We start from the raw sequence: 26,894 nt of genomic DNA, 5'->3' as shown, positions 1-26,894 counted from the left end.
ACTGTTTTTTGTCACAGCGACACAAGTGTGAAGCTGCGTTCAGGCGGTCCTTCGATCCTTCGAATTTTTCCTTCCGATCCTCACGCCGCCCGGCGTCGCCCCTGCGGTCCGCGGCGTGGTTCGTGCGCCGGCGCGACGCGGCTCAGGTCATCGACGAAGGCGTCGATCTGGGCGGGGCCGACATGCGGCATCAGGATTATGTGGGCGAGCTCATCCTTGACGGCGAGCTGCCACTTGCGAACGATTTCTTGCGGCGGGCGTTTCAGCACGACGATATTGGAGCATCGATTGGCCCAAGCCGGCCAGCCGACGCCGGCGAGCCGCGCGAGCGCATATTGCGTCTGGTCCAGGCAGGCCCTGACGCGCGCCTCGAATCCCTTGCGGCCAAGCGCATGTATCGCGCGCCACAGCATCAGCGTCGACAGGCCGTTGCGCGAGCCGGAAATTGTCGTGTCAGAGGCGCCGATATATTCGATCGCCGACTTCACGCGCTCGACATTGTTGCGCCTCGCGACGACGACGCCGGAAGGCGTCGGCATTCCGATGAATTTATGGCCCGACACGGCGATCGAATCCGCTCCGGCCGCAAAGTCGAAAGCCGGCGCGTCCTTCATGAAGGGGAGCGTCATGCCCGCCAGCGCGGCGTCGCAATGAATGTAATGGTGGTGGATCGCGTTGTCGTGAAGCGCGGCGCGGATTCTGCCAAGGTCGTCGATGGCGCCCTTCATCGTCGTGCCGATGTTGGCGAGCAGGATCGCCGGCTTGTCGCGGTTGAAGCGCAGCATGTCCGAAAGATCGTCGTAGCGCATCTCGCCGTTCTCCTGCGAGCGCAGCACGATGTGCTTCATGTTGAGCACATGCACGATCTTCATGACGCTGTAATGCGTGTCCTCGGAAAAATAGACGACGCCATTGGGGCAAATCTCGCGTGCGAGATAGAGGCCGTACATGTTGCCCTCCGTCCCGCCATTCGTGACGTAACCCCAGTAATTGGGCTTCTGGATGTGGTAGAGCTGCGCGAAGAACTCGATCACCTCGCGCTCGAATTCATGCGTATTGAGCCCGTAGAGATTGTCGTCGAACGGGTCGCCGACGTTGTTGAGCGAAAAGGCGTGGAAGCGTTCGAGCTCGGGATAGTCGAAGCAGAAGTTCGTCGGATAGCCGATCATGGTCGCGGCGCGCGCCTGAAGCTCGTCATGCAGCCGGTCGAGGCGGGCGACGCTCGCGGCGTCGAGCGCGCCGGCCCCGCGGCGCGGGACGTTTTCTTCGATTCCGGTTTCCGCCGCGCGCACCCTGTTCCGCATATGTCGGCTCCTGACCGCAGGCGCGCCGACCGTCCGCCGACCGGCGCCGCTCTACCGGTTATAAATAAGGGCGGCGAATGAAATTGCGACCGGCGTGCATGAGCCTCACCTTGAAAGCGCGGCGCTTTCGTCCGACATTTCGCGAAGCCCACCGGGCGCGAGGAGCGATGAGACGATGAGCGACGGCGATTTCCGCAAGGATTACACGACAGGCGCCCCGGAGCGGGAAGCGCCGGCCGCGCCCTATATTCCGCCGCAGGCGCTCGAGGGCGTGCGAACGCGCCGAATCTTCGCGGTTTGCCTCGACTTCATTCTGGTGTCGGGGCTGTCGGCGGCGTTGTTCGTGGCGCTCTTCGTCCTCAGCGCCGGAATGTCGGCCTTTCTGCTGCCGCCGCTCTTTCCAATCGTGGCTTTCTTCTACAACGGCCTGACCGTTTCGGGATGGCGCATGGCGACTCCCGGAATGGCCTTCATGGACCTCGAGATGCGAACCATGCAGGGCGAGCCCGTCCCCTTCCTGCAGGCGGCGGTGCACGCCGTGCTGTTCTATGTCACATGGCTGCTGCCGCCTCTGTTCCTCGTCTCGCTGGTCGCGAGAGACAAGCGGTGCCTGCACGATATGCTTGCCGACGTCATCGTATTGAGGCGTTCTGCGTAATTTACGCATTGGCGCGGCGGGCTCTCCCGCCCTATGCTGAATGACGAGCAATCATCGAGACGAGCGTGACGAAGGAACCTCGCGACGCGCCCCAGTTCTATCTCACCTCGCCGGCGCCGTGCCCTTACCTGCCGGGCCGCGCCGAGCGAAAGGTGTTCACCCATCTCATCGGCCTGCGGGCTCCGGGGCTCAACGATACGCTTACGCAATCCGGCTTTCGCCGGTCGCAGACCATCGCCTACCGCCCGGCCTGCGAGAATTGCCGCGCCTGCGTGTCCGTGCGCGTGAAGATCGACGAATTCATCCCCTCGCGCGGCCATCGGCGGATCATGCGCCGCAACATGGACGTCGACGGCGAGGGCCGGCCGGCGCGCGCGACGCCCGAGCAATACGCGCTCTTCCGGCGCTATGTCGGCGCGCGCCACTCGGACGGCGGCATGGTGGACATGAGCATGGTCGATTACCAGATGATGGTCGAGGACAGCCATGTGGACACGCGGCTGATCGAGTATCGCCTCGCGCCCGACGCGCCCGGCGGCGACGCTGATCGGCTGGTCGCCTGCTGCCTCACCGATCGGCTCGGCGACGGCCTGTCCATGGTCTACTCGTTCTACGAGCCGGATTTCGAGGAACGCTCGCTCGGCTCCTTCATGATCCTCGACCACATCGCGCGGGCGCGGGCCGCGGGCCTCCCGCACCTTTATCTAGGTTACTGGGTCGAGGGGTCGCGCAAGATGGCCTACAAGGCGCGCTTCCTGCCCCAGGAGCGGCTCGGCATGGACGGGTGGACGCGGGCGGGGTAGAGCGCGAAAGACGTGTTTACCAATCGCTAACTGCGTTTCCTAACGCTATCTTTTGATTGCGCTCTCTAGAAATCCAGGCAGGAGACTGCGGCTGGGGGAGGGGGCCCGCTCATGGCGTTTTTGTCCTGGATCACACTTGCGGGCCTTGCCGGCGCCGCAGGCTTTGCGCTGGTCGCCTACCGCCGTCTCAGGGCGCTCGAAGCGCTTTGCGATCAGGCGGCGGCCGACATCGACAGCCAGTTCAGGGCGCGTCACGCGCTTCTGCCGGACCTCTTCAACGCCGTGCGCGCCTTCACGCAGGATGAGCGCGACACATTCGATTTCGTCTTGAAGGCCCGGGCCGCCGCGCTGCGCGCAACGACGCCGCAAGCCCAGATCCTCGCGGAGACGACGCTGGGCGAAGGCGTGCGCCGACTGCTGATCATCGCCGAGTCTTCTCCGATATTGCAAAACTCCCACGAGTTCGACGCGTTCTGCAGGCGGATCGCCCACGCCGAGTCCGAGCTGGCCGCGGCGCGCCGGCGCCTGAATCTGGCGGTGAAGGACTATAATCTCGCGCTGCGACAGTTCCCGACCGGCCTCCTCGCCGGGCGGCTGCACCTCGCCCGCCGCTCCTTCTACGACGTTGGCGTCGAGCTTTCGCCGGTCGATGAACCGGTGGCGCTAAGGGCTTGAAGAGGCGACAAAATATCGGCCTTCGGCCCGGTTTCGAGCGTCTTCGGGCGCCGGCCCGGACGGAAACCGGCGAGTACAGACACAAAATCGCCGGACTATTCGCGCCTTGTTAACTTTAAAGATGCTCAAGTGAATTGAAAGCCGGCGCGGCCGTGGGCCGGCGCCGCTTTCCGTTTTCCCGCCGCGACATCGCCGGCGACTCGACTGCGACTGGAGCGATTGGTGCGCAAACTAGCGATTTTCCAGCTTTCTCTCGGCCTTTCACTGGCGGCCGGCGCGCCGGCTTTCGCCGGCTCCGACTATGACGGGCAGGCGGAATGGGCGCAGCGCTATGACGCCGACGCGCGTCTGACCGTTTCCCGCTCGACGACGCCGATCCTGTCCACACAGACCGTCGCGGCGACGGAGGCCGCGATCGAACAATTCCGCGAGATCGTCGCCAATGGCGGCTGGCCCCAGGTGCCCGCGGGCCATCAGCTGCGGCTCGGCGTCAGCAGCCCCGCCGTTTCGGCGTTGCGCAAACGCCTGATCGTCTCCGGCGACATCGGTCACGAGACCGGCACGAGCCCGATTTTCGATTCTTATGTCGAAGCGGCGGTGCGCCGTTTTCAGGCCCGCCACGGCATCATCGAAACCGGCGTCGTCAACCAGCAGACTTTCGCGGCGCTGAATGTGCCGGCGGAAACGCGCCTGCGCCAGCTCGAGACCAATCTCGTGCGGCTGCGCAGCTTCTCGCGCGATCTGGGCAACCGATATGTCACGGCGAACATACCGGCGGCCACCGTCGAGACCGTGGAGAACGGTCAGGTCGTGACCCATCACATCGCCGGCGTCGGCAAGATCGACCGACAGTCCCCGGTGATGCAGACCAAGGCGATCCAGGTCAACTTCAATCCGTTCTGGACCGTTCCGGCCTCGGTCATCCGCAAGGATCTGATCCCGAAGATGCAGGCGGATCCGAACTACCTGCACGACAACCACATCCGCGTCTACAACAAGGAAGGCCAGGAGCTGCAGCCCGAGCAGATCAACTGGCGTTCGCTCGACGCGCTCAATTACAAGTTCCGCCAGGACATCGGCGGAGACTTCAACTCGCTGGGCGTGGTGCGCATCGACATCGCGAATCCTTACGGCGTCTATATGCACGACACGCCGGCCAAGGGCGTCTTCGGCGACGACTTCCGCTTCGTCTCCTCGGGCTGCATCCGCCTGCAGAACGTGCGCGACTATGTGGCGTTCCTGCTGCGCGAGACTCCCGGCTGGGACCGCGACCATATCGATCAGGTGATCGCTTCGGGCGAGCGCGTCGATGTGAAGATCACCCCGCCGGTGCCGGTCTATTGGGTTTACGTCACCGCCTGGGGCGCGCCGGACGGCGTTACGCAATTCCGCGACGATATCTATCAGCGCGACGGGCTCGGCGTCTCCCGCGCGGCGGAAATGACCCCGCCGCCAGCCGCGCAGCAGGCCGCCGCGCCGAGGCAGGTGCGCAGCGAGCCTCTGCTGCCGCGTGAAGACGAAGAGAACTGAGCGCCGATTCGCGGTTGGGCGGGATCGCCGCGCGCTTCAGCCGCGCGACGCCCGCCACGCGCCGCCGCACATGTCGGTCGAGGACGACCAGGCCCCCGAGCCCTTGCCCCCGCGCAGCTGACCATGGAAGCGCGCGACGCGGTCCCCGCTCCCCGTGAAGCGCGCGACGATGTTGCCCTCGCCGTCGACATAGCCCCAGGTCGAGACTTCAGCGCCGGCCGCCGAAACAATCCTGTTCCCGGAAATCTGAAGACCGGTCGGGATCAACGCCGGGCAATTCCCGACGCTCGTCGACGCTTCGATCGTCCAGACGCCGTTCGGGTCGCCCGGGGAAGCGACAGCCGCTTCGGCCCCTTCATGTTTCGGCTTGCGCGGCTTGGCGAGGGCCCCACTGGCGGCGAGAGAAGCCGCCAGCGTCAAAAGCCAGAACCTCATTTGGCCTCCTCGAGGGCGCGCTGCAGCACGTCGTGCATGTCGCAGCCCACATAGATGAATTCGCCGACGCCCGAGCGGCGCAGCCGGTCTTCCAGTTCCCCCGGCCGGCCGGCGAGATAGAGCTTCGCGCCCGCGCCCTTGAGAGCGATAGCGACCGCCTCCGCCATATCGCCGTAAATCCGGTCCGACGAACACAGGCAAGCGAGTTTCGCGCCAGAATCGCGAAAAGCCCCGGCGATCTCCGCGCTCGAATCGGTTTCCGGGCCGAAGACCGCTTCGACGCCGCCCGCCTCGAAGAAGTTCTTGGCGAAATTGGCGCGCGCGGTGAAAGCCGCGACCGAGCCGAGATTGGCGAGGAAGACGCGCGGGCGGGCGCCTGTTTTTGCGGCATGGGCGTCGGACGCGTCGCGCAGCCGCTCGAAAGGCTCGGAGAGGCGGCGGGGCGCGAGCGCCGCCGTCTTCAGCGCGCCGGCCGGCGCCTCGGCGTTCTGGCGTGAGGCGTCGAAGGGCGCCAGCACATCGAGCGCCTTCTCGTGGATATCCGGGAACTCATTGGCCCCGATGATCTTCTCACGGGCGCGCGCGACCTTTTTCGCTCGCTCGCCGGCGGTCTCCGCCACACGGCCCTGGAAGGTTCCCTTCTCCAGCGAGGCGGGCAATCCACCCTCGGCCTCGATCTGCTGGAACGCGGCCCAGGCGCGCTCGCAAAGCTCCTGCGTCAGCGTCTCGAAGCCGCCGGCGCCGCTCGTCGGATCGTCGACAACGTCGATATGGGATTCGTCCTGAAGGACCAGCTGCGTGTCGCGGGCGAGGCGATGGGCGAAGCTGTCCGGCGCGCCGAGCGCCTGCGTGAAGGGCAGGACGGTGATCGTGTCGGCGCCGCCGATGGCCGCCGAGAAGGTCGCGAGCGTTCCGCGCAAAATGTTGTTCCACGGGTCGCGACGCGACATCATGCGCCAGGCGGTCTCCGCGAAGATCAGCGCCGGTTTCGGCGTGAGGCCGCAAGCCTCCTCGACGCGCGCCCAGAGGCGGCGGATCGCGCGGAACTTCGCGACGCCCAGGAATTCGTCGGCGTCGGCGGCGAGGCGGAAGGCGATGAGCGCGCGGGCGGTTTCGAGGTCGAGGCCATTGTCGGCCAGCGCGCGCAGATAGGCGACCGCCGCCGAAAGGGCGAAAGCGAGCTCCTGCGTCTCCTCGCCGCCGGCGGCGTGGATCACCCTTGCGTCGGCGACGACGGCGCCGCTCGTGAACCCGGCAGCGGCCGCGGCTTTCGCGGCGGCGGCGAAGGCCTTGGATTCTTGCGGCCATGGCGCCGGCGCAAAGCCGTGCAGCGCCTGCAGGCCGAGCGGGTCGTAGCCCAGAGAGATCCGGGTGATGGACGGGTCGATGTGCTGGCTGTCGACGAGGCGGACGATCGCGGCGGCGGCGCCGGGCGCGCGGGGCGACGCCTCGACCAGCACCGGGATGCCGTAATCCAGCCGGACATTGGCGAGGAGACGCCCGATCGTCTCGTCGCTGTCGCTCGTCAGGCCGCCGCCATAGGCGCCCTGAGAGCCCGCGAAGACGATATGCAGACCATCGGCGCCGCCTTCGAGGTCCTCGATGGCGAAGCGGTTGGCGGCGTCAGCGTCGGCGAGATCGACGCGGCCGAGGATCGACCAGCGGCCGGGGGTGCGGCGCAGGGCGCGCGGGCCGGCGGCCGCCGCGCGGGGGTAGAGCGGGGCGAGAGCGACGCCGCCATAGGTCTTCGAGACGAGCGTGTCGAAGGACGCGCCTTTCAGCGCCTTGTCGACGAGTTTGCGCCATTGTTCTTCGGTCGGCTGTGGAAAAACTCCGGCGATCGCTGTCTCATGCGCAGTCATTTTGGTCTCGACCCCTCATGTTTTGCGCGCCTTTTGCCACGAAGCGCCGGCTTTTGGCCACTGCTAATCGGCAGAAAGCCGTCGGGCTTTATTTTCCCGTTCAAAACCCGTAACCAAGTCGAGGCCGCCCGCAGGGCGGGGGAAGCGCCGGCCTGCGGGGCTCGACCGCGCCAGTCGCCGCGCGGGTCGCCGCCCATCCGGGCCAGATCCCGACGCCCTGCGTCAATGCGCCGCGCGGCCGCCGTCGCCTTTTCAGACGGCCAGACCCCTAACGGAGGGATTCGTGACAGATAATCCGCAAGACATCGCCAGGCTCAAGGAAGAAATCATCGAAGTGATCGCTTCCGAGGGCATGGTGGACCGCACCAAGGTCACGCCCGACGCGACAATCGAGAGCCTCGACCTGAAATCGGTCGACATCGTCATGATCCTCACGGCGCTGGAGGAAAAGTTCAACGTCTACATCCCCATGGACGGGTCGCTGCAGGAGGCGAAGACGGTGGAGAGCCTGATCAGCGCCATCGCCGAGCACATCCAGAAAGAGCGTGAGAACCAGTAAATGGCGGATTCGCGGGCGGACGGAGGACGCCGCGTCGTCATCTCCGGCATGGGCGCGGTCTGCGCCTCCGGCGTCGGCGCGCGCAAGCTGTGGGAGGCTGCCTGCGACGGCGTCAGCCAGGTTCGCGAGCTGAAGACCGAGCGGCCTTATGACGGGCGGATCAAGATCGCGGCGCAGGTGCCGGATTTCGACCCGGCCGAATATATCGAGCCGGAAGTTCTGCCCTTTTGCGATCCCTTCACGCAATTCGCGGTCGTCGCAGCCGATGAGGCGATGGCGCAGGCGGGCTTCGGCCGCATGGACATTGCGGGGCCGCGCACCGCCGTGATTCTGGGCACCGGCATCGGCGGCATGACGACCATCGAGGACGGCATCTACAAATATTATGTCGAACATACGCGTCCCGAGACGCTGAGCGTGCCCAAGCTGATCCCGAGCGCCATGCCGACAACGATCGGCGCGCGCTTCAAGGCGCTCGGCCCCACCTTCGCCATCGGAAGCGCCTGCTCGTCGGCGAGCCAGTCGGTGGGCCTCGGCATGCAGATGATCCGCTCCGGCATGGTCGACAAGGCGATCGTGGGCGGCGCGGAGGCGTGTGTCATCAACGCCACCATCCGCGCCTGGGAGGGCCTCCGGGTGATGACCCCCAATCTCTGCCGGCCTTTCTCGAAGGGGCGCAACGGCATGTCGCTCGGCGAGGGCGCGGCCGTGTTCGTGCTGGAGACGGCGGAGTCGGCGCGCGCGCGCGGCCATGAGCCGCTCTGCGAACTCGCCGGCTATGGCACGACGAGCGACGCCAAGGATCCCGTGCGGCCGGATCTCGACGGGGCGTCGAGCTGCATCTCCGCGGCGCTGGCGGACGCCGGGCTCACGCCGCGGGACATTCATTACATCAACGCCCACGGCACGGCGACGCACGCCAACGACATCACGGAGTCGGAAGCGATCCTGCGCGTCTTCGCAGACTACGGGCGAGAGGTTCCGGTTTCCTCGACGAAACCCATCCACGGCCATGCGCTCGGCGCGAGCGGCGGTCTGGAGCTCGCCATCACGATTCATGCGCTGCGCGAGCAGACCGTCCCGCCGACGATCAATTTCCTCGAACACGATCCCCGATGCCCCATCGACGCCGTGCCCAATGTGGCGCGCCCGCACAGCATCGGCGCGGCCATGTCCAATTCTTTCGCCTTCGGCGGCATCAACGCCGTGCTGATTGTCCGCCATGCCGCCTGACGCGCCGACCACGCTCGGACCATTCCGGCTTCGCGTCGACCCCGAGCGCGCGCGCGCCTATGGACACGAGACCGGGGGCGACGGGAGCGGCGCGCCCCCGCTCTGCTATCCGGCCCTCTGGCTGACTGATCCCGCGCTTTTCGACCGGGTGAAGGATTTGTGCGCGGCGCTGGACGTCGTGCCCGTCCATGAATCGCAGAGCTTCGACTATGAGACGCCGCTCGTCGCGGGCGAGAGCTATGATGTGTCGGTGACGATGCGACGCGAGGAAACGCCGCCGCGCCTCGTCCTCGAAGCGACTGTCGCGACGCCGGCCGGCGCGCGCGTCGCGCGAATCGAGACCGTGCTGCGCCTCGTGCCGCGCGCGGGACTGGGGAGCGCATCATGAGCGTCGCGATCAAGGTCGGCGACAAGCTGCCGGAGACTGTGATCGGCCCCTTCGACGCGCAGGCGCTCGAGCGTTATGCGGCGGTCTCGGGCGACGACAATCCGCTGCATCTCGACGATTCGCTCGCGGCGAAGATCGGCCTCGCCGCGCCGCCGGTGCATGGAATGAAGCTGCTCGCGGCCTTCGAGCCGATGCTGAAGAAATGGCGCGGCGACCTCGTTCTGGTCGGGCTTTCGGGCAAATTCATCCAGCCGATCCTGCGCGGCGAGACAGTGACGCTCTCCGGCCGCGTCCTGCGCGCATCGGAGACGAAGGTTTTCCTGCGCCTTTTCGCCCATGGCGCGGCGCGCACGCCGGGGATCATCGGCGAGGCGACGCTGCGACCCGCGACTTCCGGAGCATGACCCTGCGACTTCTCATCACCGGCGCCTCGAGCGGCATCGGCCGCGCGCTGGCGCTCGCATACGCCAGGGATGGCGCGAGCCTCTGCCTCCTCGGGCGCGACAGGACGCGGCTCGAGGCCGCGGCGGAGGCCTGCCGCGCGGCGGGCGCCTCGGATGTCGAGACGCGCGTCGCCGACGTGCGCGACCGTGAAGCCATGGCGAGGCTCGTGCAGGCCGCCCATGCGGCGCGGCCGATTGACGTGCTCTTCGCCAACGCGGGCGTCGCCACCGGGCTCTCGCCCGGGCAGGTTCTGGAGACGCCGGAAGCCGTGCGGGCCATGCTGGCGATCAATGTGGCGGGCGTCTTCAACACGGTCGAGCCCGCGATCGAGGCCATGTGCGACCGCGGGCGGGGGCAGATCGTCATCGTCGGCTCCATGGCGGGCGTGCGCAGCCTTCCCTATTCGCCCTCCTATTGCGCGGCCAAGGCCAGCGTTCACATGTGGGCCGACTGCCTGCGCGGACGGCTGGCGCCGTACGGCGTCCGGGTCAGTCTGATTGTTCCGGGCTTCGTCGAGACGCCCATGTCGGCGCGCACCAAGTCCTGGCAGCCGGGCGCGATCTCGGACGAGAAGGCGGCGCAAATCATCAAGCGCGGACTGGAGCGAAGAAAGAACGTCATCGCCTTTCCGCGATACATGTATTTCGCAATGCGCTTCTTCACCCTTTTGCCGTCGGGTCTGGTCGACAGCGTCATGCGGCGCTTCCATGTCGAGGTGCCCGAAACCAGCGAGCGCGAACCGTCGTGACGGCGGGTCTCGCCCTCATGTGGTTTGCAGCCGTCTATTGGGTGGTCGCGATCGCGCTTCTGGTCATTTCCGTCGTCGCCACGATCGCGCAGCCCTGGCTCGCGGCGCGGCGCGCGAGGCGGCGCGACCAGCCGCCGGTCTCGATCGTGCTGCCGGTGAAACTGCTGGAGGAGGAGTTCGAGCGCACGCAGGAATCGGCGCTGGCGCAGAACTATCCGGATTTCAAAGTGACGGTCGCGGCCGCCGATCTCGCCTTGCCCGCCGTCGCGAAGATGCGGGAGATCTTCGCCCGCCATCCGGACGTTCCCGCCCGCATCCTTCGCTCGACCGCGAAATTCGCGGCGAGCCCGAAGGTGGACAATCTGTATGCGCCTTTCATGCAGGCCGAAAACGACGTCATCTTCATGAAGGACGCCAATGTCCTGCTGGAGCCGGACGCGCTCGCGGAGCATCTCAAACAGCTCAATGACGATGTGGGCCTCGTCTGCGCCATTCCCTATTGCGCGCGGCTCGACAATTTCGCCGCCCATGTCGAGGCGGCGATCATCAACGGGCCGCATGCGCGCATGCTGTTCCTCGCCTCCTGTCTCGGGCAGGGGCACGGCGTCGGCAAGATCATGCTCTTTCGCCGCTCGGACTTCCTTCGGGCCGGCGGCTTCGGCGCCATTTCGCACACCGTCGGCGAGGACAACGCCCTCGCCAAGGCCATGCGGCGAATCGGTCAGAAACCCGTTTTTTCACATCGGCCGGTGCGGCAGGAGCTTGGCGCGCGCGAATTCGGCGATGTCTACAACCGTCAATTGCGCTGGAGCGTCATACGCCGCAACGACGAGCTGATTTCCTTCCTCGCGGAGCCGATCTGCCAAGCTCTTCCAGCGGTTGCGGCGGGCGCCGTCGCCGCGCCGATGGTCGATTTGAGCCCGATTTCGGGGGCGCTCGTCACATTTGCGGTGTGGTTTGCTTTGGAGACATTGCTTTCCATGGCAAAAGGATGGCAGTTATCTTACGCGGCGCCCGCGGTTTTCATTATACGCGAGGCGATGATGCTTGCGGTCTGGGTGAACGCCTGGATGACCGACCGGGTGGTCTGGGCGAAGGATACGGTCCACGCGCGCGCGGCTGCGCAGCCGGCGCCGACCCCGCACGAAGAAGGATAGCCTTTTGCTGCTCGGACTCCTCCAATTTCTGGTCGACGCGGTCGCGTATGCCTGCGCCCTGATCCTCGTTGCGATCGGTCTCGGCTATCTCGTCGTGATCGGCCGCTTTCTCTATGATCAGCTGCGCGGCGTGCGCGATCCCGAAGCGCCGGCGCGCGCCGACGCCGATCTGCCGCATGTGCTGCTGCAGATCCCCGTGTTCAACGAGCCGCTCGTCACCGAGCAGTCGCTGCGCTGCGTCGCGCAGCTCGACTGGCCGAAGGACAAGCTCCGCATTCAGCTCCTCGACGATTCCACTGACGAGACGAGCGCGCGCGCCGCGGCCGTGGCGGAGGAGTTGCGCGCGGGCGGAACGGTGATCGACCATGTCCGCCGGGCGGATCGCTCCGGCTTCAAGGCCGGCGCCTGCGCCCATGGCCTCACGCTGACGGACGAGCCCTTCATCGCCATGCTGGACGCGGACTTCCGTCCGCCGCCGAACTGGCTCAGGCGCACCGTGCCGCTCTTTCTCACCGACGACCGCGCGGGCTTCGTGCAGTCGCGCTGCGAATTCCAGAATTACGAAACCAACTGGCTCACCCGTGCGCAGGGCTTGGTGCAGGACGGGCATTACATGATCGAGCAGCGCTCGCGCGCTCACGCCGGCTGGCTCTTCCAGTTCAATGGCACGGGCGGGATCTGGCGTCGCGCGACGATCGAGGACGCGGGCGGCTGGTCGGATTATTCGCTATGCGAAGACCTCGATCTCACCGTGCGCGCCGAACTCAAGGGCTGGCACGGCCTCTTCGTTTCGGAGCCGCCGATTCCCGGCCAGGTGCCGGAGGGCATCCGCGACTTCCGCCGCCAGCAGCGGCGCTGGTCCAATGGTTTCGTGCAGGTCGCGCAGAAGACCATCGTTCCGATCTGGCGATCGCCCTGGAGCCTGTCCAAGCGCGTGCTGGCGATTTCGCTCATCGCCCATCAGATCTTTTTCCCGGCCGCCGCGATCGGCCTGATCGCCTTCGTGATCGGCGCGATCCTTCACGGTTCGCTCGCGCCCTACTACGGCATACTAGAGCTCGTCGTCGTGATGACGCTGATGGTCGCCCTCGGCATGACGCTGCCGCCCTATCTCGCGCTGAAGCGCGGCACGGTGGCGGATTACGCCAAAACCGTCGGGTCGGTGCCGCCGCTCTTCATCTATCTCGCCTTCGCCAATGGCGCGAAAATCCTGCAGACGCTGCGCGGCCGCAAATCGACCTTCAAGCGCACGCCCAAGCTCGACCGCGAGACCGGGCCCGCGCCCGTGGATGTCGAGGCGGAGTAAAACCCTATTCGAGGCGCGCCGGCGCCTCGAAAGCCTCCTTGTCGGTGACGACCGTGATGGTTGCGTCGGCGGCCTTGGGCTTCGCCCCGGTCGAGAAGAGCGTCAGCGTAAAATCGGCCCCGTCGCGCTTGCTCTCGATGAAGAGCGGCTCGGCCACCTCGGGGAAGACGTCTTGCGCCTTGCCGGGGCCCTTGTAGCTCAGACGCCACGAATCCTGCGCGTCCTCCTTGCGCAGCGCCAGCCGCTTCTTCGCTTCCGCCGCGCCGACCTTCTGCGGGACGCGCTTCTCGGCCGCCGCGATCTCGGCCGCGAAGGGCGAGGCGCCCGCGCGGGGCAAAGCCAGCGACAGTTCCGCCTTCGCCGGCAGGCAGATCTTGCCGCAGGCGGCGTAATCCAGCGTCAGATTGAGGGTGACCGGCGCCTTGGGGTCCTGCGGCGTCACTTTCAGCGGAAAAACCACTTTCCCGTCATAGCCCGCGACGATTGTTCCGGCCTCGTCGATGTGTTTCGGGGCCGGGAAGGAGGTTTCGACCCTCGCCACATTGACGGATCTGGAGAAATCGAAGACCGGAGGCGAGCCGGCTTCGCCGGGCTGGCGCCAATAGGTGATTGTCGCGGGATTGAGGTCGATCTCGACGCCGGCGCGATAGACGCCGCCCTGCGCCGGCCCGGCCGCGAGGAGTCGCGCGGCGGAGACGGCGCCCTTCGACGGGGGCGAGGCGAAATCCGCCTCGGCGGCGCCAGCGGGCGTCAGCACGGTCGTCGCCAGAAAAACCGCTATATATGTGGGGAAGGCGCGCTTCATCGGCTCCTGCTTCGTCTCGGGCGTTGTTTTCGGGGCGGTTATCGCGCCCGCCGCATTATCGCCGCTTGTGAAGGAAGCGCGGCAAGCGTAGCATGAAATTATGAGCGCAATGGGCAGGAAGCAAGATTTGGATCGACCGGTGGGCGGCGGCCCGCGCGGCGGAGAACGCCGCTATCTCGACGGGCAACTCCTCGTCGCCATGCCCGGCATGGCGGATCCGCGTTTCGCGCGGTCGGTGATCTATCTCTGCGCCCATTCGGAAGACGGGGCCATGGGCATCGTCGTCAACCAGCCGGCGCGGGTGAAGAACTTCCCCGATCTCCTCGTGCAGCTGCAGGTGATCGCCCCGCAGGAGCGCATCAGCCTGCCGCGCCGCGCCGAAGAGATTCAGGTGCTGTCCGGCGGCCCGGTGCAGACCGACCGCGGCTTCGTGCTGCATTCGCCGGATTTCTTCCTCGACAATTCGACCCTGCCGATCGACGACGGCGTGTCGCTCACCGCGACAATCGACATTCTGCGGGCGATCGCCGCTGGCGAGGGCCCGCACCACGCGCTGCTGGCGCTAGGCTATGCCGGATGGGACGCCGGGCAGCTCGAGGACGAAATCCAGCACAATGGCTGGCTTCATTGCCCGGCCGATCCGGAGCTGCTCTTCGATCGCGACCTCGACAGCAAATACAGGCGCGCGCTGCGCTCCATCGGGATCGATCTGGAGCGGCTTTCGTCGAGCGCGGGGCACGCGTAACGGTTACGGCGCAGGATTGCTGTGCAGCTGGTGGATCTGGTCGATCCGCCGCTCGATTTCCGGCGTGATCTTCACCTCCACCGAATCGAGGTCCGTCTTCAGCTGCGCCATCGTCGTCGCGCCGATGATGTTCGACGTCACGAACGGCCGCGAGGTGACATAGGCGATGGCGAGTTGCGCCGGATCGACGCCGATGTCGCGCGCCAACGCAAGATAGGCGTCGATCGCCGCCTCCACTCCCGGCTTTTCATAGCGCTGCGCCCGCTCGAAGAGCGTGGTGCGCGCGCCGGGCGGCCGCGCGCCGCCCTGATATTTGCCCGTGAGATAGCCCTGCGCCAGAGGCGAATAGGCGAGAAGGCCGACGGCGTCGCGCTCGGCGAATTCCGCAAGGCCCATCTCGAAGGTGCGATTGATGAGGTTGTAGGCGTTCTGGATCGAGACGACGCGCGGGCCGCGCCCGAGTTCGGCGGCGCGCAGGAAACGCGCGACGCCCCAGGGCGTCTCGTTGGAAAGGCCGATGTGGCGAACCATGCCGGCCTTCACCAGCCCGGCGAGCGCTTCCAGCGTTTCCTCGATCGGAACTTCCGCGCGCTTGCTCGGGCGGCGGTAGGTCGTGCCGCCCGCGCCCCACAGCGGGAGCGAACGGTCCGGCCAGTGCAGCTGATACAGATCGACATAATCCGTCTGCAGCCGCTTCAGCGACCCCTCGATCGCGTATTGTATGTTCTTCGCGTCGAGGACCGTGCCCGCGCCGCCTTCGCGCAGCCAGTTGGCGTCGCCGCGACCGGCGACTTTCGTCGCGATGATCACCCTGTCGCGGTTCTTTCGCGCGGCGAGCCAGCTTCCGATGATGCGCTCGGTCGAGCCCTGCGTCTCGCGGCGCGGCGGGATCGAATATATTTCCGCCGTGTCGATGAAATTGACGCCGCGCGCGAGCGCGTAATCGAGCTGCGCATGGGCTTCGCTTACCGTATTCTGCTGGCCCCAGGTCATGGAGCCGAGGCAAATGGCGGAGACGGAAAGGTCGGTCGTTCCGAGACGGCGGTATTCCATGTCGCTCCCCTAACGGAGGAACTGGCTCGATTGAAGTTCGAGCCTGAGTTCGAAACTCTGAAACTGGGTGAAGATCGGCGCGAGCCACGCCTTCAGCGCGGCGCGCACCACGATCGACATGTCGAGCGGGGGCTCCGCCAGAAATTCCGACAGCGACAGCTGGAAATCGTCGAGCGTCCGCGCGATCGGGGCTTCGAGCCGCGGGATCACGAATTTCCCCCGCGCCGGGTAGCGCGAGAGGATTTCCATCGCTTCGGCGCCGAGCGGCGCGGCGCCCTCATTGTGGACGACGGTCATCCACAGCTCGGGCCATGTCGTGTTCAGCAGAAGGGCGTTGCGGGCGGCCGACTCAGTGGAGTCGGCCTGAAAGAGCAGGATCGGCGTGATTCCCAGCCGTCGCGCCTCCTCGAAGAAGCCGATCTCGGCGATCGTCGAGAACAGGCGGTCGTAGGAGCGAACCCAGACGTCGACGATCTTGGGCGTCTCGTCGGGAACGAGGAGTCGGTCGAAGAGCGATATCTGACCCCTGATTTCGTCGATGTCCACGACCTGCGAGAGCGTCGGGAAATACATCGCGTAGCAGGGCTCGCGTGAGTCGGTGTCGAACCCCTCCACGCCGACGCCGCGCGAGAGATAGTAGTCGGTGAGAAGCCGCGCCGTCGTCGTGACGCCGGTGCGGGAGTGTGGCGAACAGACGAAGAAGACGAGGGTGCGGCGTCTCATTTGATCCTCGCGGATGCGACAGGCGACGCCGCCGCCGCCTTAACGCCCCTTGCCCCCGCTGTTTATCAGGTCGAGCAGCCCGACCCGCTCGAATTCGTCGGCGACGCGCGCGAGCCATGTGCGGACGTAGCCGCGCAGAACGAAGGAGTGGTCCGCCTGCTCGCCTTCCGCCGTCTGGTTGGCGATGAAGGTGGAGTAGGGCGTGCCCGCGAGTTCGACCTGCTCATAGGCGAGTTCGCCCAGCTTGGGGATGGTGATCTCCCCGGTCGTCTGCACTTCCTCGAAATATTTGGCGTGCGTCTGCGGGTCCCATTCGAAGAATGTGGTGTCGTTGACGTGGTTCTTGACCATGAAATAATTCGCGTCGGCCATATAGGGCGCGATCTCGGCGATCTCGTCGAGCGAGGCGATGGACGGGCCGATGACGTGAAGCAGGATGAAGCGGAATTCGCCGGCCTTGACCGCGTCGAAGAAGCCGATCTCGTCCAGCGCCTCGAGAGCGGGGCTTAGGCCGCCGGCGCGCACGTCGATGACGCTCACCTTGGCCTGCGACGTGTTCAGCGTATCGATGATCTTCATCTGATCCGAGGTCGAGGTCAGATCGACGATCATCGTCTCCTCGGGATGGAAGCGATGCAGCGTGCCGCGGGGCGTCTCGGTGTCGAACGCGCGCGCGTGAATACTGTTGAGGGCGAGAAAATCGAGGACGGCGCGCGCAATGGTCGTCTTGCCGACGCCACCCTTGTCGGCGCCGACGACGATGACGGTCGGTTTCATCAAGGCTCCTGAAGATTGCTGCGACGCCGCGGTTTCGCGAATGTCGCGACGCGATTCCGTCTCCTTTTTCGGAGGCGAGATTTCCTTGGTGGGTTTGAGCGGTCTCTTTACCATGCGGTCTCCTATAGCACTCTATAACGTGCGCCGCCTCGAATCCTTGCGAGATTCTTACCAAGCATAGTTTGCGGTCGCTTGTCATGCCCTCACTAGTTGATTCCTGCGCCATGCGCATGACGGCGGGCAAAAACAACATATTTTTGATGTAATATATTTTTATTGCGCCTCATTTTTAAGTGAATTGACATCGGGCCGATTTAGAGTATTAAACGTTCGAAATACCGAACGCCGGGCGCGCCGAAGGAGCGTCCATCCGCCGTGAGCAAAGCAAGCGTATGAGCACTGCAGTGGATATTGTCGCGGACCCGCCCAACCCGCAGCCGCAGCCCGAGACGCCGGTTCTGCGCGTCGAGGACCGTAATGGCGTGATCCATGAGCTCGAGGCCGTCGAGGGCTGGCGGCTGATGGAAATCCTGCGCGACTATGGTCTGGGCATGGAGAACACCTGCGGCGGCGCCCTCGCCTGCGCGGAGTGCCATGTCGTGCTCGACGCGGAGTCGGCGAAGCGGGTTCCGCCGCCGCGCGAGGACGAACTGGAAAAGCTCGACGAATTGCCGATGCTTTACGAAAACTCGCGCCTCTGCTGCCAGATCATCTGGTCGGACGAAATGAGCGGCCTCTCGCTGAAGATCGCGCAGGAGACGTGATGTCCACGTTGAAAAATCCGCAAATCCTCCTTGCCTCCGATCTCGCGGACGGCGAGGTGCTGTTTCTCGGGGCCAACGGCTGGGAGCGCAACCACGCCAGGGCCCGCGTCGCCCGCGACAAGGACGAGGCCGCCACGCTCGAACAATTCGGCAAGGCCGAGATCGCCGCCAATCACGTCGTCGACGTCTATCTCGCCGATGTCGAAATCGGCGCGGACGGCGTTCCGACGCCGCTCCATTATCGCGAGAAGATGCGGATCAAGGGACCGAGCGTGCGTCTCGATCTCGGCAAGCAGGCCGCAGGAGGCGCCAGATGACCGCCCATGATCCGCAGGCGCTGACGCGTCCCAACGCGCCCACCACGACCTATCGCTACGACGAATTCGACGCCGCCTTCGTGCGCGAACGCGTCGCGGAGTTCCGGGAGCAGGTGCGCCGCCGTCTCTCCGGCGCCCTGACGGAGGACGAATTCCGTCCGTTTCGTCTGATGAACGGGCTCTATCTGCAGCTCCACGCCTATATGCTGCGCGTGGCCATCCCATATGGCACGCTCACCGCGCGGCAGATGCGCCGGCTCGCCGACATCGCCGACAAATACGATCGCGGCTATGGCCATTTCACCACGCGCCAGAACCTGCAGTACAACTGGCCCAAGCTCGTCGATACGCCCGACATTCTGCAGGCGCTCGCCGAGGTCGAGATGCACGCCATCCAGACCTCGGGCAATTGCATCCGCAACGTCACCTCGGATCATTTCGCCGGCGTCGCGCCGGACGAAATCGAAGATCCGCGCCCGACGGCGGAGTTCCTTCGTCAGTGGTCGAGCGCCCATCCCGAATTCTCCTTCCTGCCGCGAAAGTTCAAGATTGCGGTGACGGGCGCCGGGCATGATCGCGCCGCGATCATGGTGCATGACATTGGCCTCGCGATCGTGAAGAACGGCGCCGGCGAGATCGGCTATCGGGTCGTGGTCGGCGGCGGCCTCGGGCGCTCGCCTTTCGTGGGCAAGGTGATCCGCGATTACGTGCCGCGCGCCGATCTGCTCGCCTATCTCGAAGCGATCATGCGCGTCTACAACCGCTTCGGCCGGCGCGACAACAAATACAAGGCGCGCATCAAGATCCTCGTTCACGAGAAGGGGATCGACGAGGTCCGCGCCGCCGTCGAGGCGGAGTTCGCCTCGATGGATCGCTCGGTCTTCTCCTACGATCCCGCCGAGTTCGCGCGGATCGCGGCCTATTTCGCGCCGCCGCCCTATGAAGCGCTGCCCGCCGAGTCGCAGGCGCTGCGCGCTGCGCGGATCGAGACGCCGGCCTTCGGCAATTTCGTCGATGTGAATGTCGCGCCCCACAAGGTTCCGGGCTACGCCATCGTCACCGTGTCGCTGAAGCCCATCGGCGGCATTCCGGGCGACGCGACCTCGCAGCAGATGCGCGTGCTGGCGGAGGCGAGCGAGCGCTTCGGCTTCGGCGAATTGCGCGTCTCCCACGAGCAAAACATCATCCTGCCGCATGTGAAGCAGGACGATCTGTTCGCGCTCTGGCGCATGCTGGACGAGGCGGGACTGGCGACGGCGAACGCCGGCCTCGTCTCCGACATCATCTCCTGCCCGGGGCTCGATTACTGCTCGCTGGCGACGGCGCGATCGATTCCGGTCGCGCAGGCGATCTCGAAGCGCTTCTCCGACCTGTCGCGTCAGCGCCGCATCGGCAAGCTGGGCGTCAAGATTTCGGGCTGCATCAACGCCTGCGGCCATCACCATGTCGGCGCGATCGGCATTCTCGGCCTCGAAAAGAAGGGGCAGGAATCCTACCAGATCACGCTCGGCGGCGATCCGACGCTCTCCGCGTCGATCGGGGAAATTCTCGGTCCGGGCGTGACGGCGGACCAGGTTCCCGACGTGATCGAGCACATCGTCGATTTCTATCTCGCCGAGCGACGCGAAAGCGAGACATTCATCGAAACATGGCGGCGCGTCGGCCATGCGCGATTCAAGAGCGCCGTGCGGCGGGAGGGCGAAGATGGCGCTGATATCTGACGGCCGCTTCATCGAGGACGGCTGGCGCCGGCTCGCCGACGAAGAGGCCTTGCCGAAGGACGGCAGGATCATCGTTTCGCTGCCGCGTCTCGAACATTCGCTCGAAGCGCTCGCTCCCGGCGCGAGCCTCGGCGTCATCGTGCCGAACACGACGGAGCCTTCCGCGCTGGCGAGCGCCTTGCCACGCCTCGGCCTCGTCTCCATCGTTTTTCCCGCCTTCGCGGACGGTCGCGGCTTCTCGCTTGCGCGTCTCATCCGCCGCGCCGGCTTCAATGGCGAATTGCGCGCGAGCGGGCGTCTGCTCGCGGACCAATACGCCCATGCGCTCGGCTGCGGCTTCGACACGGTCGAAATCCCCGACGATCTCGCCGAGCGTCAGGATGAATCGCAGTGGGCCGCGGCCCGCGCCGCCCATGCGCGCAGCTATCAGCGCGGCTATGTCGCGCCGGGCTCCATTCTCGAAGCTCGTCGGAAGGCGGCGGCGAAATGACTGCTTCCATCGCTGAAATTCTCGAGCCGCGTCTCGCGCCGCTCGATCTCCATCACCGTCTGCTGCTGGCGCGGGAGTTCATCCCCGGGCGCATCGTCTTCACGACGAGCTTCGGCATCGAGGATCAGTTCATCACCCATTCGATCTTCACGCAGGGGCTCGACATCGACGTCGTGACGATCGACACGGGCCGGCTTTTTCCCGAGACCTACGAACTCTGGGAGCAGACCGAAGCGCGTTACGCGCGCCGCATTCGCGCCGTTTATCCCAAGGCCGAACCGCTCGAAGCGCTGATCGAGGAGCAGGGGATCAACGGCTTCTATAAATCCGTCGAAGCGCGCAAGGCCTGCTGCCATGTGCGCAAGGTGGAGCCGCTGTCGCGCCTTCTCGCCGGCGTCTCCGCCTGGGTGACGGGCCTGCGCGCCGACCAGTCCGACGCGCGCGCCGATGCGCCGCTCGTCGCTTTCGACGCCGGCCACAAGGTTTTGAAGATCAATCCGCTCGCCGATTATCGGCGCGAGGACGTTGTCGCCGCGGTGGAGGAGTTTTCCGTCCCGATCAACGAGCTTCACGCCAGGGGATTTCTCTCCATCGGCTGCGCGCCCTGCACGCGCGCTGTGCAGCCCGGCGAGAGCGAGCGCGCCGGCCGCTGGTGGTGGGAGGCGGACGACAAGAAAGAATGCGGCCTGCATGTCGGCGAGGATGGCGTTCTGCGCCGCGGCCCGGCGCCGCAAAAGGCCGAGGAGACGTTTTGATGACAGCCATCGCCACCCGCTCTCTCGGCCATCTCGACAGGCTGGAGGCCGAGAGCATTCACATCATGCGCGAGGCCGTCGCCGAATGCGAGCGGCCGGTGATGCTCTTTTCGATCGGCAAGGACTCCATGGCGATGCTGCATGTCGCCATGAAGGCCTTCTACCCATCGAAGCCGCCGTTCCCGTTGATGCACATCAACACGACGTGGAAGTTTCGAGAGATGATCGAGTTTCGCGACAATATCGCGAAACAGTGGGGACTCGAGCTCATCGAATACATCAATCCCAAGGGCATCGAGATGGGCGTCGGCCCCTTCACGCACGGCTCGAAGCTCCATACCGAGATCATGAAGACCGAAGCGCTGAAGCAGGCGCTCGACAAATATAAATTCGACGCGGCTTTCGGCGGCGCGCGGCGCGACGAGGAGAAATCCCGCGCCAAGGAGCGCGTGCTGTCCTTCCGCACCGCGCAGCATCGCTGGGACCCGAAGAATCAGCGGCCCGAATTCTGGCGACTCTACAATACGCGCAAGGCGCCGGGCGAAAGCCTGCGCATCTTCCCCATGTCCAACTGGACGGAAGCGGACATCTGGGACTACATCGCGCGCGAGAACATTCCGGTCGTGCCGCTCTATTTCGCCAAGGAGCGCCCGGTCGTGCGCCGCAGCGGCACGCTGATCATGGTCGACGACGAGCGCATGAAGCTCGAGCCGGGTGAAGTCATCGAGCGCAAGATGGTGCGTTTCCGGACGCTCGGCTGTTATCCGCTGACCGGCGGCATCGAAAGCAACGCCGCCACTCTCGAAGAGATCATTACGGAAATGCGGGAAAGCCGCTCCTCCGAGCGGCAAGGCCGCCTGATCGATCACGACGGCTCCAGCTCCATGGAGCAGAAGAAGCAGGAAGGTTATTTCTGACATGCACGGCGCCGTCGTCACTGCAGAGCCCGCACGCGTCTCGACCAGTCAGGCCAGCGAAAAGCCGCTGCTGCGCTTCATCACCTGCGGTTCGGTCGACGACGGCAAGTCGACGCTGATCGGCCGCCTGCTCTACGACGCGGACCTCGCGCCGGACGATCTCATCGCCGCGCTCGAAACCGACTCCCGGAAGCACGGCACGCAGGGCGACGATCTCGACTTCGCATTGCTCGTCGACGGTCTTGCGGCCGAGCGCGAGCAGGGCATCACCATCGACGTCGCCTATCGCTATTTCGCGACCGACAAGCGCAAGTTCATCGTCGCCGACACGCCCGGCCACGAGCAATACACCCGCAACATGGCGGTCGGCGCCTCCACGGCCGACCTCGCGATCCTGCTCGTCGACGCGCGCAAGGGCATTCTCCCGCAGACGCGCCGGCACAGCGTCATCACGTCGATGTTCGGCGTGCGCCATGTCGTTGTCGCCGTCAACAAGATGGACCTCGTCGGCTATAGCGAGGACGTGTTCCGCAAGATCGAGTCGGACTTCCGCGCATTCGCGGAGAATCTGCGCTTCGCATCGATCTATGTTCTGCCGCTCGTCGCCAAGGACGGCGACAATCTCGTTCACGGCGGCGCGACGAACATGCCCTGGCACGACGGCCCGCCGCTCCTGTCCTATCTCGAAAGCGTCGCGGTCGAGGACACGACGCGCATCGCGCCCTTCCGCATGCCGGTGCAATGGGTGAACCGGCCGAACCTCGATTTCCGCGGCTTCTCCGGCTTCATCAGCGGCGGCAACATCCGTCCCGGCGACATCGTGCGCATCCTGCCCGCCGGCCGCGACACGCGGATTTCGCGCGTCGTCACTTACGATGGCGATCTCGACAGCGCGGTCTCCGGCCAGTCCGTCACCGTCACGCTCGCCGAGGAAATCGACTGCTCGCGCGGCGACATGCTGTCGTCGCCGGTTTCGCCCGCCAAGGTGGGGGACCGGCTGGAGGCGAAACTGCTCTGGCTCGTGCGCGAGCCGCTGAAAGTCGGCGCAGGTTATCTGCTCAAGATCGGAACGAAGCTCACGCCCGCAAGCGTCTCCGCTGTCGACTCGCGCATCGAGATCGAGACCGGACTCGCCGCGCCGGTCGCCCAGGGCGAGACGCTCGCCTTCAACGAAATTGGCGAGGCGAAGCTCTCACTCGAAACAGTCGTCGCCTGCGATCCCTATGTCGAGAATCGCGAGACGGGCGGCTTCATCCTGATCGACCGCATCACCAATGAGACGGTGGCCGTCGGCATGGTGAAGACGGTCGCCTCGTCCAGCGGCCGCGTCGCGCCAGCGCTGGCGGAGCTGAGCTACGCCTCGATGGAAGGAGTGGCGCCCGTGCGCGAGGCGACGACGGTCTCGGGACGTATCGCCCGGTCGCTGAGCTTTGCGCTCGTTGCGGGCGTTGCGACTTTCGCAATCGCTTTCGCGTTCGTGAAAGATGCGTCGCTGGCGGGACAGATCGCGATGGCGGAAACCTTCGCGCTGGCGGTGATCCATTATCTGCACGAGCGCGCATGGTCGCGGTTGCGCGGATCTGAAGGGGCCTCGGCGCTCGACGAGGCGGGCCTTTAGGCCGCGACCTCGTATCGATGCGCTGAAATATGTCCCGGAAAGCTCTTGGGGTTTTCCGGGACTTTTTTAATGCGCCTCGTCCCAGTTGGCCGCGGCGCGCGCGTCCACTTTCAGCGGCACGGCGAGTTGAACGGCCGGCGCCGGCGCCTCTTCCATCACGCGGCGTGCGATCTCGATCGTCGCCTCCGCTTCCTTCTTCGGCGCCTCGAACACCAGTTCGTCATGCACCTGCAACAGCATTTGCGCCTTTAGTCCTTCGCTCGCCAGCGCATCGTCCATGCGGACCATGGCGCGGCGGATGATGTCGGCGGCGGCGCCCTGGATCGGCGCGTTGATCGCCGCCCGCTCATAGAAGGCGCGGTCGGAGGCGTTGGCCGAGCCGATTCGCGGGAAATGGCAGACGCGGCCGAAGATCGTAGTTACCGAGCCCGTTTCGCGAACGAGTTTTTTGGTCGCCTCCATATAGTCGCGTATGCCGGGGAAGCGCTCGAAATAGCGCTTGATATAGGCGCCCGCCTCCTCGCGCGGAATGGAGAGCTGATTGGCGAGGCCGAAGGCGGAAATGCCGTAGATGATGCCGAAATTGATCGCCTTGGCGCGGCGGCGCACCTCGGGCGGCATGTCTTTCACGGGCACGCCGAACATCTCGCTCGCCGTCATGGCGTGAATGTCCATGCCGTCCGCGAAGGCTTTCTTGAGTTGCGGAATATCGGCGATATGCGCGAGAAGCCGCAATTCGATCTGCGAATAATCGGCGCTTATCAGCACATGGCCGGGCGACGCGACGAAAGCCTTGCGAATCTTGCGTCCCGCCTCGTTGCGCACCGGAATGTTCTGCAGATTCGGGTCCGACGACGAGAGCCGCCCCGTGGTTGTCGCGGCGAGCGCATAGGACGTATGGACGCGCCCCGTTTCCTTGTTGACGAAGCCGGGCAGGGCGTCGGTGTAAGTGCTCTTCAATTTCGAGAGCTGCCGCCAGTCGAGAATGCGACGCGCGAAATCATTGCCCTCGTTTGCGAGGTCTTCGAGCACGCTCGCGGATGTCGACCAGGCGCCGGTCGCGGTTTTCTTCGCGCCGGGCAGGCCCATCTTTCCGAAGAGAATGTCGCCCAATTGCTTGGGCGAGCCGAGATTGAAGGTCTCGCCCGCGAGATCGAAAATATCGGCCTCCAGCCGCGCCATGTCCTGAGCGAATTCTCCCGAGAGGCGCGAGAGCATGGCGCGGTCGATGGTTATGCCGCGCCGCTCCATGCCCGCGAGCGTTGCGACCATCGGCCGCTCCAGCGTCTCATAGACATTCGTCATATGCTCGGCGGCGAGACGCGGCTTGAGCGCGCGCCATAGGCGCAGCGTCACATCGGCGTCCTCGGCGGCGTATTCTGTCGCACGATCGAGCGCGACCCGCGCAAAGCCGATGAAATTGCGTCCCGACCCCGCGACGGCGGAGAAGGGGATGTTTTCGTGGCCGAGATGCTTCAGCGTCAGCTCGTCGAGCCCGTGATTGTTGCGGCCGGTGTCGAGCGTATATGAAATCAGCATCGTGTCTTCGATCGGCGCGACGTCTACGCCGTAGCGCGCCAGCACGAGCAGATCGTATTTCATGTTGTGCGCGATCTTGAGAACGGCGTCGTCCTCGAGAAGCGGCTTGAGTGTCGCAATCGCCTTGTCGAGGGGGATCTGTCCCTCGAGCAGCGCGGCGCCGCCAAAGAGATCGCCGTCGCCCGGCTCGCGATGCTGCAACGGAATGTAACAGGCGCGCCCCGGCGTTATTGCGAGCGACACGCCGACGAGCTCGCAGCTCATCGGATCGAGCGAGGTTGTTTCCGTATCGACTGCGACAACACCCGCATCTGTCGCCTCTGCGACCCATTTTTCGAGGCTCGCGAGCGAGGTTACGGTCTCATAAGCGGAACGGTCGATCTTCGTCGCCTGCGCCTCGGCGCGGCGCGCAGCGGAGAGACTCGCAGGCGTCATGCCCTCCGCCTTGCCGCCGTGCTTCGATTTTCCGGCCGTCTTCTCCGCTTTCGGCGCCGCTGCGGGCGCGTCTTCCCGCACCTCCCCATTGCGCGCGCGCCAGCCGGCAGGGCCGACGAAATCGGCATCGGGCTCGATGTCATGCGCGTCGACGCCGTAAAGCTCCGCAACGCGGCGGGTGATCGTCGTGAACTCCATGGCCTGCAGAAAGGAGACAAGCTTTTTCGCGTCGGGCTCTTCGAGACCAAGCTCGTCGAGCTTCGTCTCCACTGGCGCGTCGCGCACGAGCTCGACGAGCTTTTTTGAAAGACGGATGAGCTTGACCGCCTCGGGCTCCGTCAGCGCCTCGCGGCGCTTGGGCTGCTTGATGCCGGGGGCCTTTTCGAGAAGCGTGTCGAGATCGCCATATTCATTGATGAGCTGCGCGGCGGTCTTGACGCCGATGCCCTTTGCGCCCGGCACATTGTCGGTCGAATCGCCGGCGAGCGCCTGAACGTCCACGACCTTCTCTGGCGGCACGCCGAAATAGTCGACGACCTCCGCTTCCGTAATCAGCCGCTCCTCGCGCGCGCCGGACGCCGGATCGTACATCGTCACGCCGGGGCCGACGAGCTGCATGAGATCCTTGTCGGCGGACACGATGAGCACGTCGGCGCCTTTCTTGCGCGCCTGTTCCGCATAGGTCGCAATGAGGTCGTCGGCCTCGTAGAGATCCTGCTCGATCGGCGTGAGGCCGAAGGCGCGCACGGCGGCGCGCATGAGCGGAAATTGCGGGACGAGGTCTTCCGGCGGATCGGGCCGATGCGCCTTGTATTCCGGGTAGATTTCCTTGCGGAAGGATTTCTCGCTCTTGTCGAAGATGATGGCGAGATGGGTCGGCTTCACGCCCGCCGCGCCCTCGCGCACGAATTGCAGGATCTTGGCGCAGAAGAGCCGCACGGCGCCGGTCGGCAGCCGGTCGGAGCGGTAGTTATATTTCGCGTCCTGCCGGATCGACTGGAAATAGGCGCGAAAGACGAAGGACGAGCCGTCGACGAGAAAGACATGGCTGCCGCGGCCAACGGGTTTGTGCTTGGAGCTCATGAGGGCATTGTAGCGGGTCGCTCCTGCCCTGTCCCTCCCCGCAAGGGGGA

27 protein-coding genes are annotated in these 26,894 nt (G+C 65.5%); 19 read left to right on the top strand and 8 right to left on the bottom strand.

Features of this window, described 5'->3' with window-relative positions; all coding sequences use genetic code 11:
• Positions 1-80: 80 nt before the first annotated feature.
• Complete coding sequence (locus LG047_RS07665; RefSeq protein ID WP_227966165.1) at positions 81-1,304, bottom strand: histidine decarboxylase; 1,224 nt, start codon at positions 1,302-1,304, stop codon at positions 81-83.
• Between the two features lie 175 nt (positions 1,305-1,479).
• Here LG047_RS07665 and LG047_RS07660 point away from each other — a divergent pair, with 175 nt between their 5' ends.
• The 4 genes from LG047_RS07660 (at position 1,480) to LG047_RS07645 (ending at position 4,970) form a co-directional block, all read left to right on the top strand.
• Positions 1,480-1,962, top strand: coding sequence for an RDD family protein (locus LG047_RS07660; RefSeq protein ID WP_227966164.1), 483 nt, complete (start codon positions 1,480-1,482; stop codon positions 1,960-1,962).
• Positions 1,963-2,027: 65 nt separating this feature from the next.
• A complete protein-coding gene (locus tag LG047_RS07655) occupies positions 2,028-2,765 on the top strand; it encodes an arginyltransferase (protein WP_227966163.1) in 738 nt (245 codons plus the stop codon).
• Positions 2,766-2,876: 111 nt separating this feature from the next.
• Entirely contained in the window at positions 2,877-3,440 is a 564-nt protein-coding gene (locus LG047_RS07650; protein WP_227966162.1) for a LemA family protein, read from the top strand.
• A 222-nt stretch (positions 3,441-3,662) separates the two neighbouring features.
• Positions 3,663-4,970: a murein L,D-transpeptidase gene (locus LG047_RS07645; RefSeq protein ID WP_370635023.1), complete on the top strand. Its 1,308-nt coding sequence runs from the start codon at positions 3,663-3,665 to the stop codon at positions 4,968-4,970.
• A gap of 36 nt (positions 4,971-5,006) precedes the next feature.
• Here the strand turns inward: LG047_RS07645 and LG047_RS07640 are convergent, their stop codons facing one another.
• Positions 5,007-5,405: a hypothetical protein gene (locus LG047_RS07640; RefSeq protein ID WP_036283541.1), complete on the bottom strand. Its 399-nt coding sequence runs from the start codon at positions 5,403-5,405 to the stop codon at positions 5,007-5,009.
• Positions 5,402-7,267, bottom strand: coding sequence for a methylmalonyl-CoA mutase family protein (locus LG047_RS07635; RefSeq protein WP_227966161.1), 1,866 nt, complete (start codon positions 7,265-7,267; stop codon positions 5,402-5,404). Before LG047_RS07635 ends, LG047_RS07640 begins: the two co-directional genes overlap by 4 nt.
• A 283-nt stretch (positions 7,268-7,550) precedes the next feature.
• On the opposite strand from LG047_RS07635, the gene LG047_RS07630 reads away from it, so the two are divergent.
• From LG047_RS07630 to LG047_RS07600, 7 genes are read left to right on the top strand one after another with little or no spacing between them, the layout of a single operon-like run.
• Positions 7,551-7,826, top strand: coding sequence for an acyl carrier protein (locus LG047_RS07630; protein ID WP_051134195.1), 276 nt, complete (start codon positions 7,551-7,553; stop codon positions 7,824-7,826).
• Complete coding sequence (locus LG047_RS07625; protein WP_227966160.1) at positions 7,827-9,059, top strand: beta-ketoacyl synthase; 1,233 nt, start codon at positions 7,827-7,829, stop codon at positions 9,057-9,059.
• Entirely contained in the window at positions 9,049-9,447 is a 399-nt protein-coding gene (locus LG047_RS07620) for a hypothetical protein (protein ID WP_227966159.1), read from the top strand. Before LG047_RS07625 ends, LG047_RS07620 begins: the two co-directional genes overlap by 11 nt.
• Complete coding sequence (locus tag LG047_RS07615) at positions 9,444-9,851, top strand: MaoC family dehydratase (RefSeq protein ID WP_227966158.1); 408 nt, start codon at positions 9,444-9,446, stop codon at positions 9,849-9,851. The genes LG047_RS07620 and LG047_RS07615 overlap by 4 nt, the downstream gene beginning before the upstream one ends.
• The gene (locus LG047_RS07610; RefSeq protein ID WP_227966157.1) at positions 9,848-10,639 is read left to right on the top strand and encodes an SDR family oxidoreductase; all 792 of its coding nucleotides are present in this window, start codon (positions 9,848-9,850) and stop codon (positions 10,637-10,639) included. Before LG047_RS07615 ends, LG047_RS07610 begins: the two co-directional genes overlap by 4 nt.
• A 17-nt stretch (positions 10,640-10,656) precedes the next feature.
• Positions 10,657-11,796: a glycosyltransferase gene (locus tag LG047_RS07605; RefSeq protein ID WP_227966156.1), complete on the top strand. Its 1,140-nt coding sequence runs from the start codon at positions 10,657-10,659 to the stop codon at positions 11,794-11,796.
• A gap of 7 nt (positions 11,797-11,803) precedes the next feature.
• Positions 11,804-13,102, top strand: a complete 1,299-nt coding sequence (locus tag LG047_RS07600) for a glycosyltransferase family 2 protein (protein WP_036288061.1) — start codon at positions 11,804-11,806, stop codon at positions 13,100-13,102.
• Between the two features lie 4 nt (positions 13,103-13,106).
• On the opposite strand, the gene LG047_RS07595 is transcribed toward LG047_RS07600, so the two are convergent.
• Positions 13,107-13,907 carry a protein-disulfide reductase DsbD domain-containing protein gene (locus LG047_RS07595; protein WP_227966154.1) on the bottom strand — a complete coding sequence of 267 codons (801 nt, stop codon included), beginning with the start codon at positions 13,905-13,907 and terminating at the stop codon, positions 13,107-13,109.
• 109 nt (positions 13,908-14,016) lie between these two features.
• Here LG047_RS07595 and LG047_RS07590 point away from each other — a divergent pair, with 109 nt between their 5' ends.
• A complete protein-coding gene (locus LG047_RS07590) occupies positions 14,017-14,652 on the top strand; it encodes a YqgE/AlgH family protein (protein ID WP_051134522.1) in 636 nt (211 codons plus the stop codon).
• Positions 14,653-14,655: 3 nt separating this feature from the next.
• On the opposite strand, the gene LG047_RS07585 is transcribed toward LG047_RS07590, so the two are convergent.
• From LG047_RS07585 to LG047_RS07575, 3 genes are read right to left on the bottom strand one after another with little or no spacing between them, the layout of a single operon-like run.
• Positions 14,656-15,705 (bottom strand): aldo/keto reductase, encoded by a 1,050-nt coding sequence (locus tag LG047_RS07585; protein ID WP_227966153.1) that lies wholly within the window; start codon positions 15,703-15,705, stop codon positions 14,656-14,658.
• Between the two features lie 9 nt (positions 15,706-15,714).
• Positions 15,715-16,428: a hypothetical protein gene (locus LG047_RS07580; RefSeq protein ID WP_036283515.1), complete on the bottom strand. Its 714-nt coding sequence runs from the start codon at positions 16,426-16,428 to the stop codon at positions 15,715-15,717.
• A gap of 39 nt (positions 16,429-16,467) precedes the next feature.
• Complete coding sequence (locus LG047_RS07575) at positions 16,468-17,319, bottom strand: hypothetical protein (protein ID WP_192815602.1); 852 nt, start codon at positions 17,317-17,319, stop codon at positions 16,468-16,470.
• A 278-nt stretch (positions 17,320-17,597) separates the two neighbouring features.
• Between LG047_RS07575 and LG047_RS07570 the strand changes: the two genes are divergently transcribed.
• From LG047_RS07570 to cysN, 7 genes are read left to right on the top strand one after another with little or no spacing between them, the layout of a single operon-like run.
• Positions 17,598-17,969 carry a 2Fe-2S iron-sulfur cluster-binding protein gene (locus LG047_RS07570; protein WP_227966152.1) on the top strand — a complete coding sequence of 124 codons (372 nt, stop codon included), beginning with the start codon at positions 17,598-17,600 and terminating at the stop codon, positions 17,967-17,969.
• Positions 17,969-18,286 carry a DUF2849 domain-containing protein gene (locus tag LG047_RS07565; protein ID WP_227966151.1) on the top strand — a complete coding sequence of 106 codons (318 nt, stop codon included), beginning with the start codon at positions 17,969-17,971 and terminating at the stop codon, positions 18,284-18,286. Before LG047_RS07570 ends, LG047_RS07565 begins: the two co-directional genes overlap by 1 nt.
• Positions 18,283-20,007: a nitrite/sulfite reductase gene (locus LG047_RS07560; RefSeq protein ID WP_227966150.1), complete on the top strand. Its 1,725-nt coding sequence runs from the start codon at positions 18,283-18,285 to the stop codon at positions 20,005-20,007. Before LG047_RS07565 ends, LG047_RS07560 begins: the two co-directional genes overlap by 4 nt.
• Positions 19,991-20,497 carry a DUF934 domain-containing protein gene (locus LG047_RS07555; RefSeq protein ID WP_227966149.1) on the top strand — a complete coding sequence of 169 codons (507 nt, stop codon included), beginning with the start codon at positions 19,991-19,993 and terminating at the stop codon, positions 20,495-20,497. The genes LG047_RS07560 and LG047_RS07555 overlap by 17 nt, the downstream gene beginning before the upstream one ends.
• Complete coding sequence (locus LG047_RS07550; RefSeq protein ID WP_227966148.1) at positions 20,494-21,252, top strand: phosphoadenylyl-sulfate reductase; 759 nt, start codon at positions 20,494-20,496, stop codon at positions 21,250-21,252. Before LG047_RS07555 ends, LG047_RS07550 begins: the two co-directional genes overlap by 4 nt.
• On the top strand, positions 21,252-22,169 hold the full coding sequence (cysD, locus tag LG047_RS07545) for a sulfate adenylyltransferase subunit CysD (protein WP_036283502.1): 918 nt from the start codon (positions 21,252-21,254) through the stop codon (positions 22,167-22,169). Before LG047_RS07550 ends, cysD begins: the two co-directional genes overlap by 1 nt.
• 1 nt (position 22,170) lies before the next feature.
• On the top strand, positions 22,171-23,787 hold the full coding sequence (gene cysN, locus LG047_RS07540; RefSeq protein WP_227966147.1) for a sulfate adenylyltransferase subunit CysN: 1,617 nt from the start codon (positions 22,171-22,173) through the stop codon (positions 23,785-23,787).
• 66 nt (positions 23,788-23,853) lie between these two features.
• On the opposite strand, the gene polA is transcribed toward cysN, so the two are convergent.
• Positions 23,854-26,844 carry a DNA polymerase I gene (gene polA / locus LG047_RS07535; RefSeq protein WP_227966146.1) on the bottom strand — a complete coding sequence of 997 codons (2,991 nt, stop codon included), beginning with the start codon at positions 26,842-26,844 and terminating at the stop codon, positions 23,854-23,856.
• Between the last annotated feature and the right edge of the window lie 50 nt (positions 26,845-26,894).

Origin of the sequence: Methylocystis sp. WRRC1 (assembly GCF_020733155.1) — a bacterium.
Classification (GTDB): domain Bacteria; phylum Pseudomonadota; class Alphaproteobacteria; order Rhizobiales; family Beijerinckiaceae; genus Methylocystis.
The sequence above is the reverse complement of the archived record's forward strand: the minus strand, read 5'-3'. Positions and strand labels throughout refer to the sequence as shown.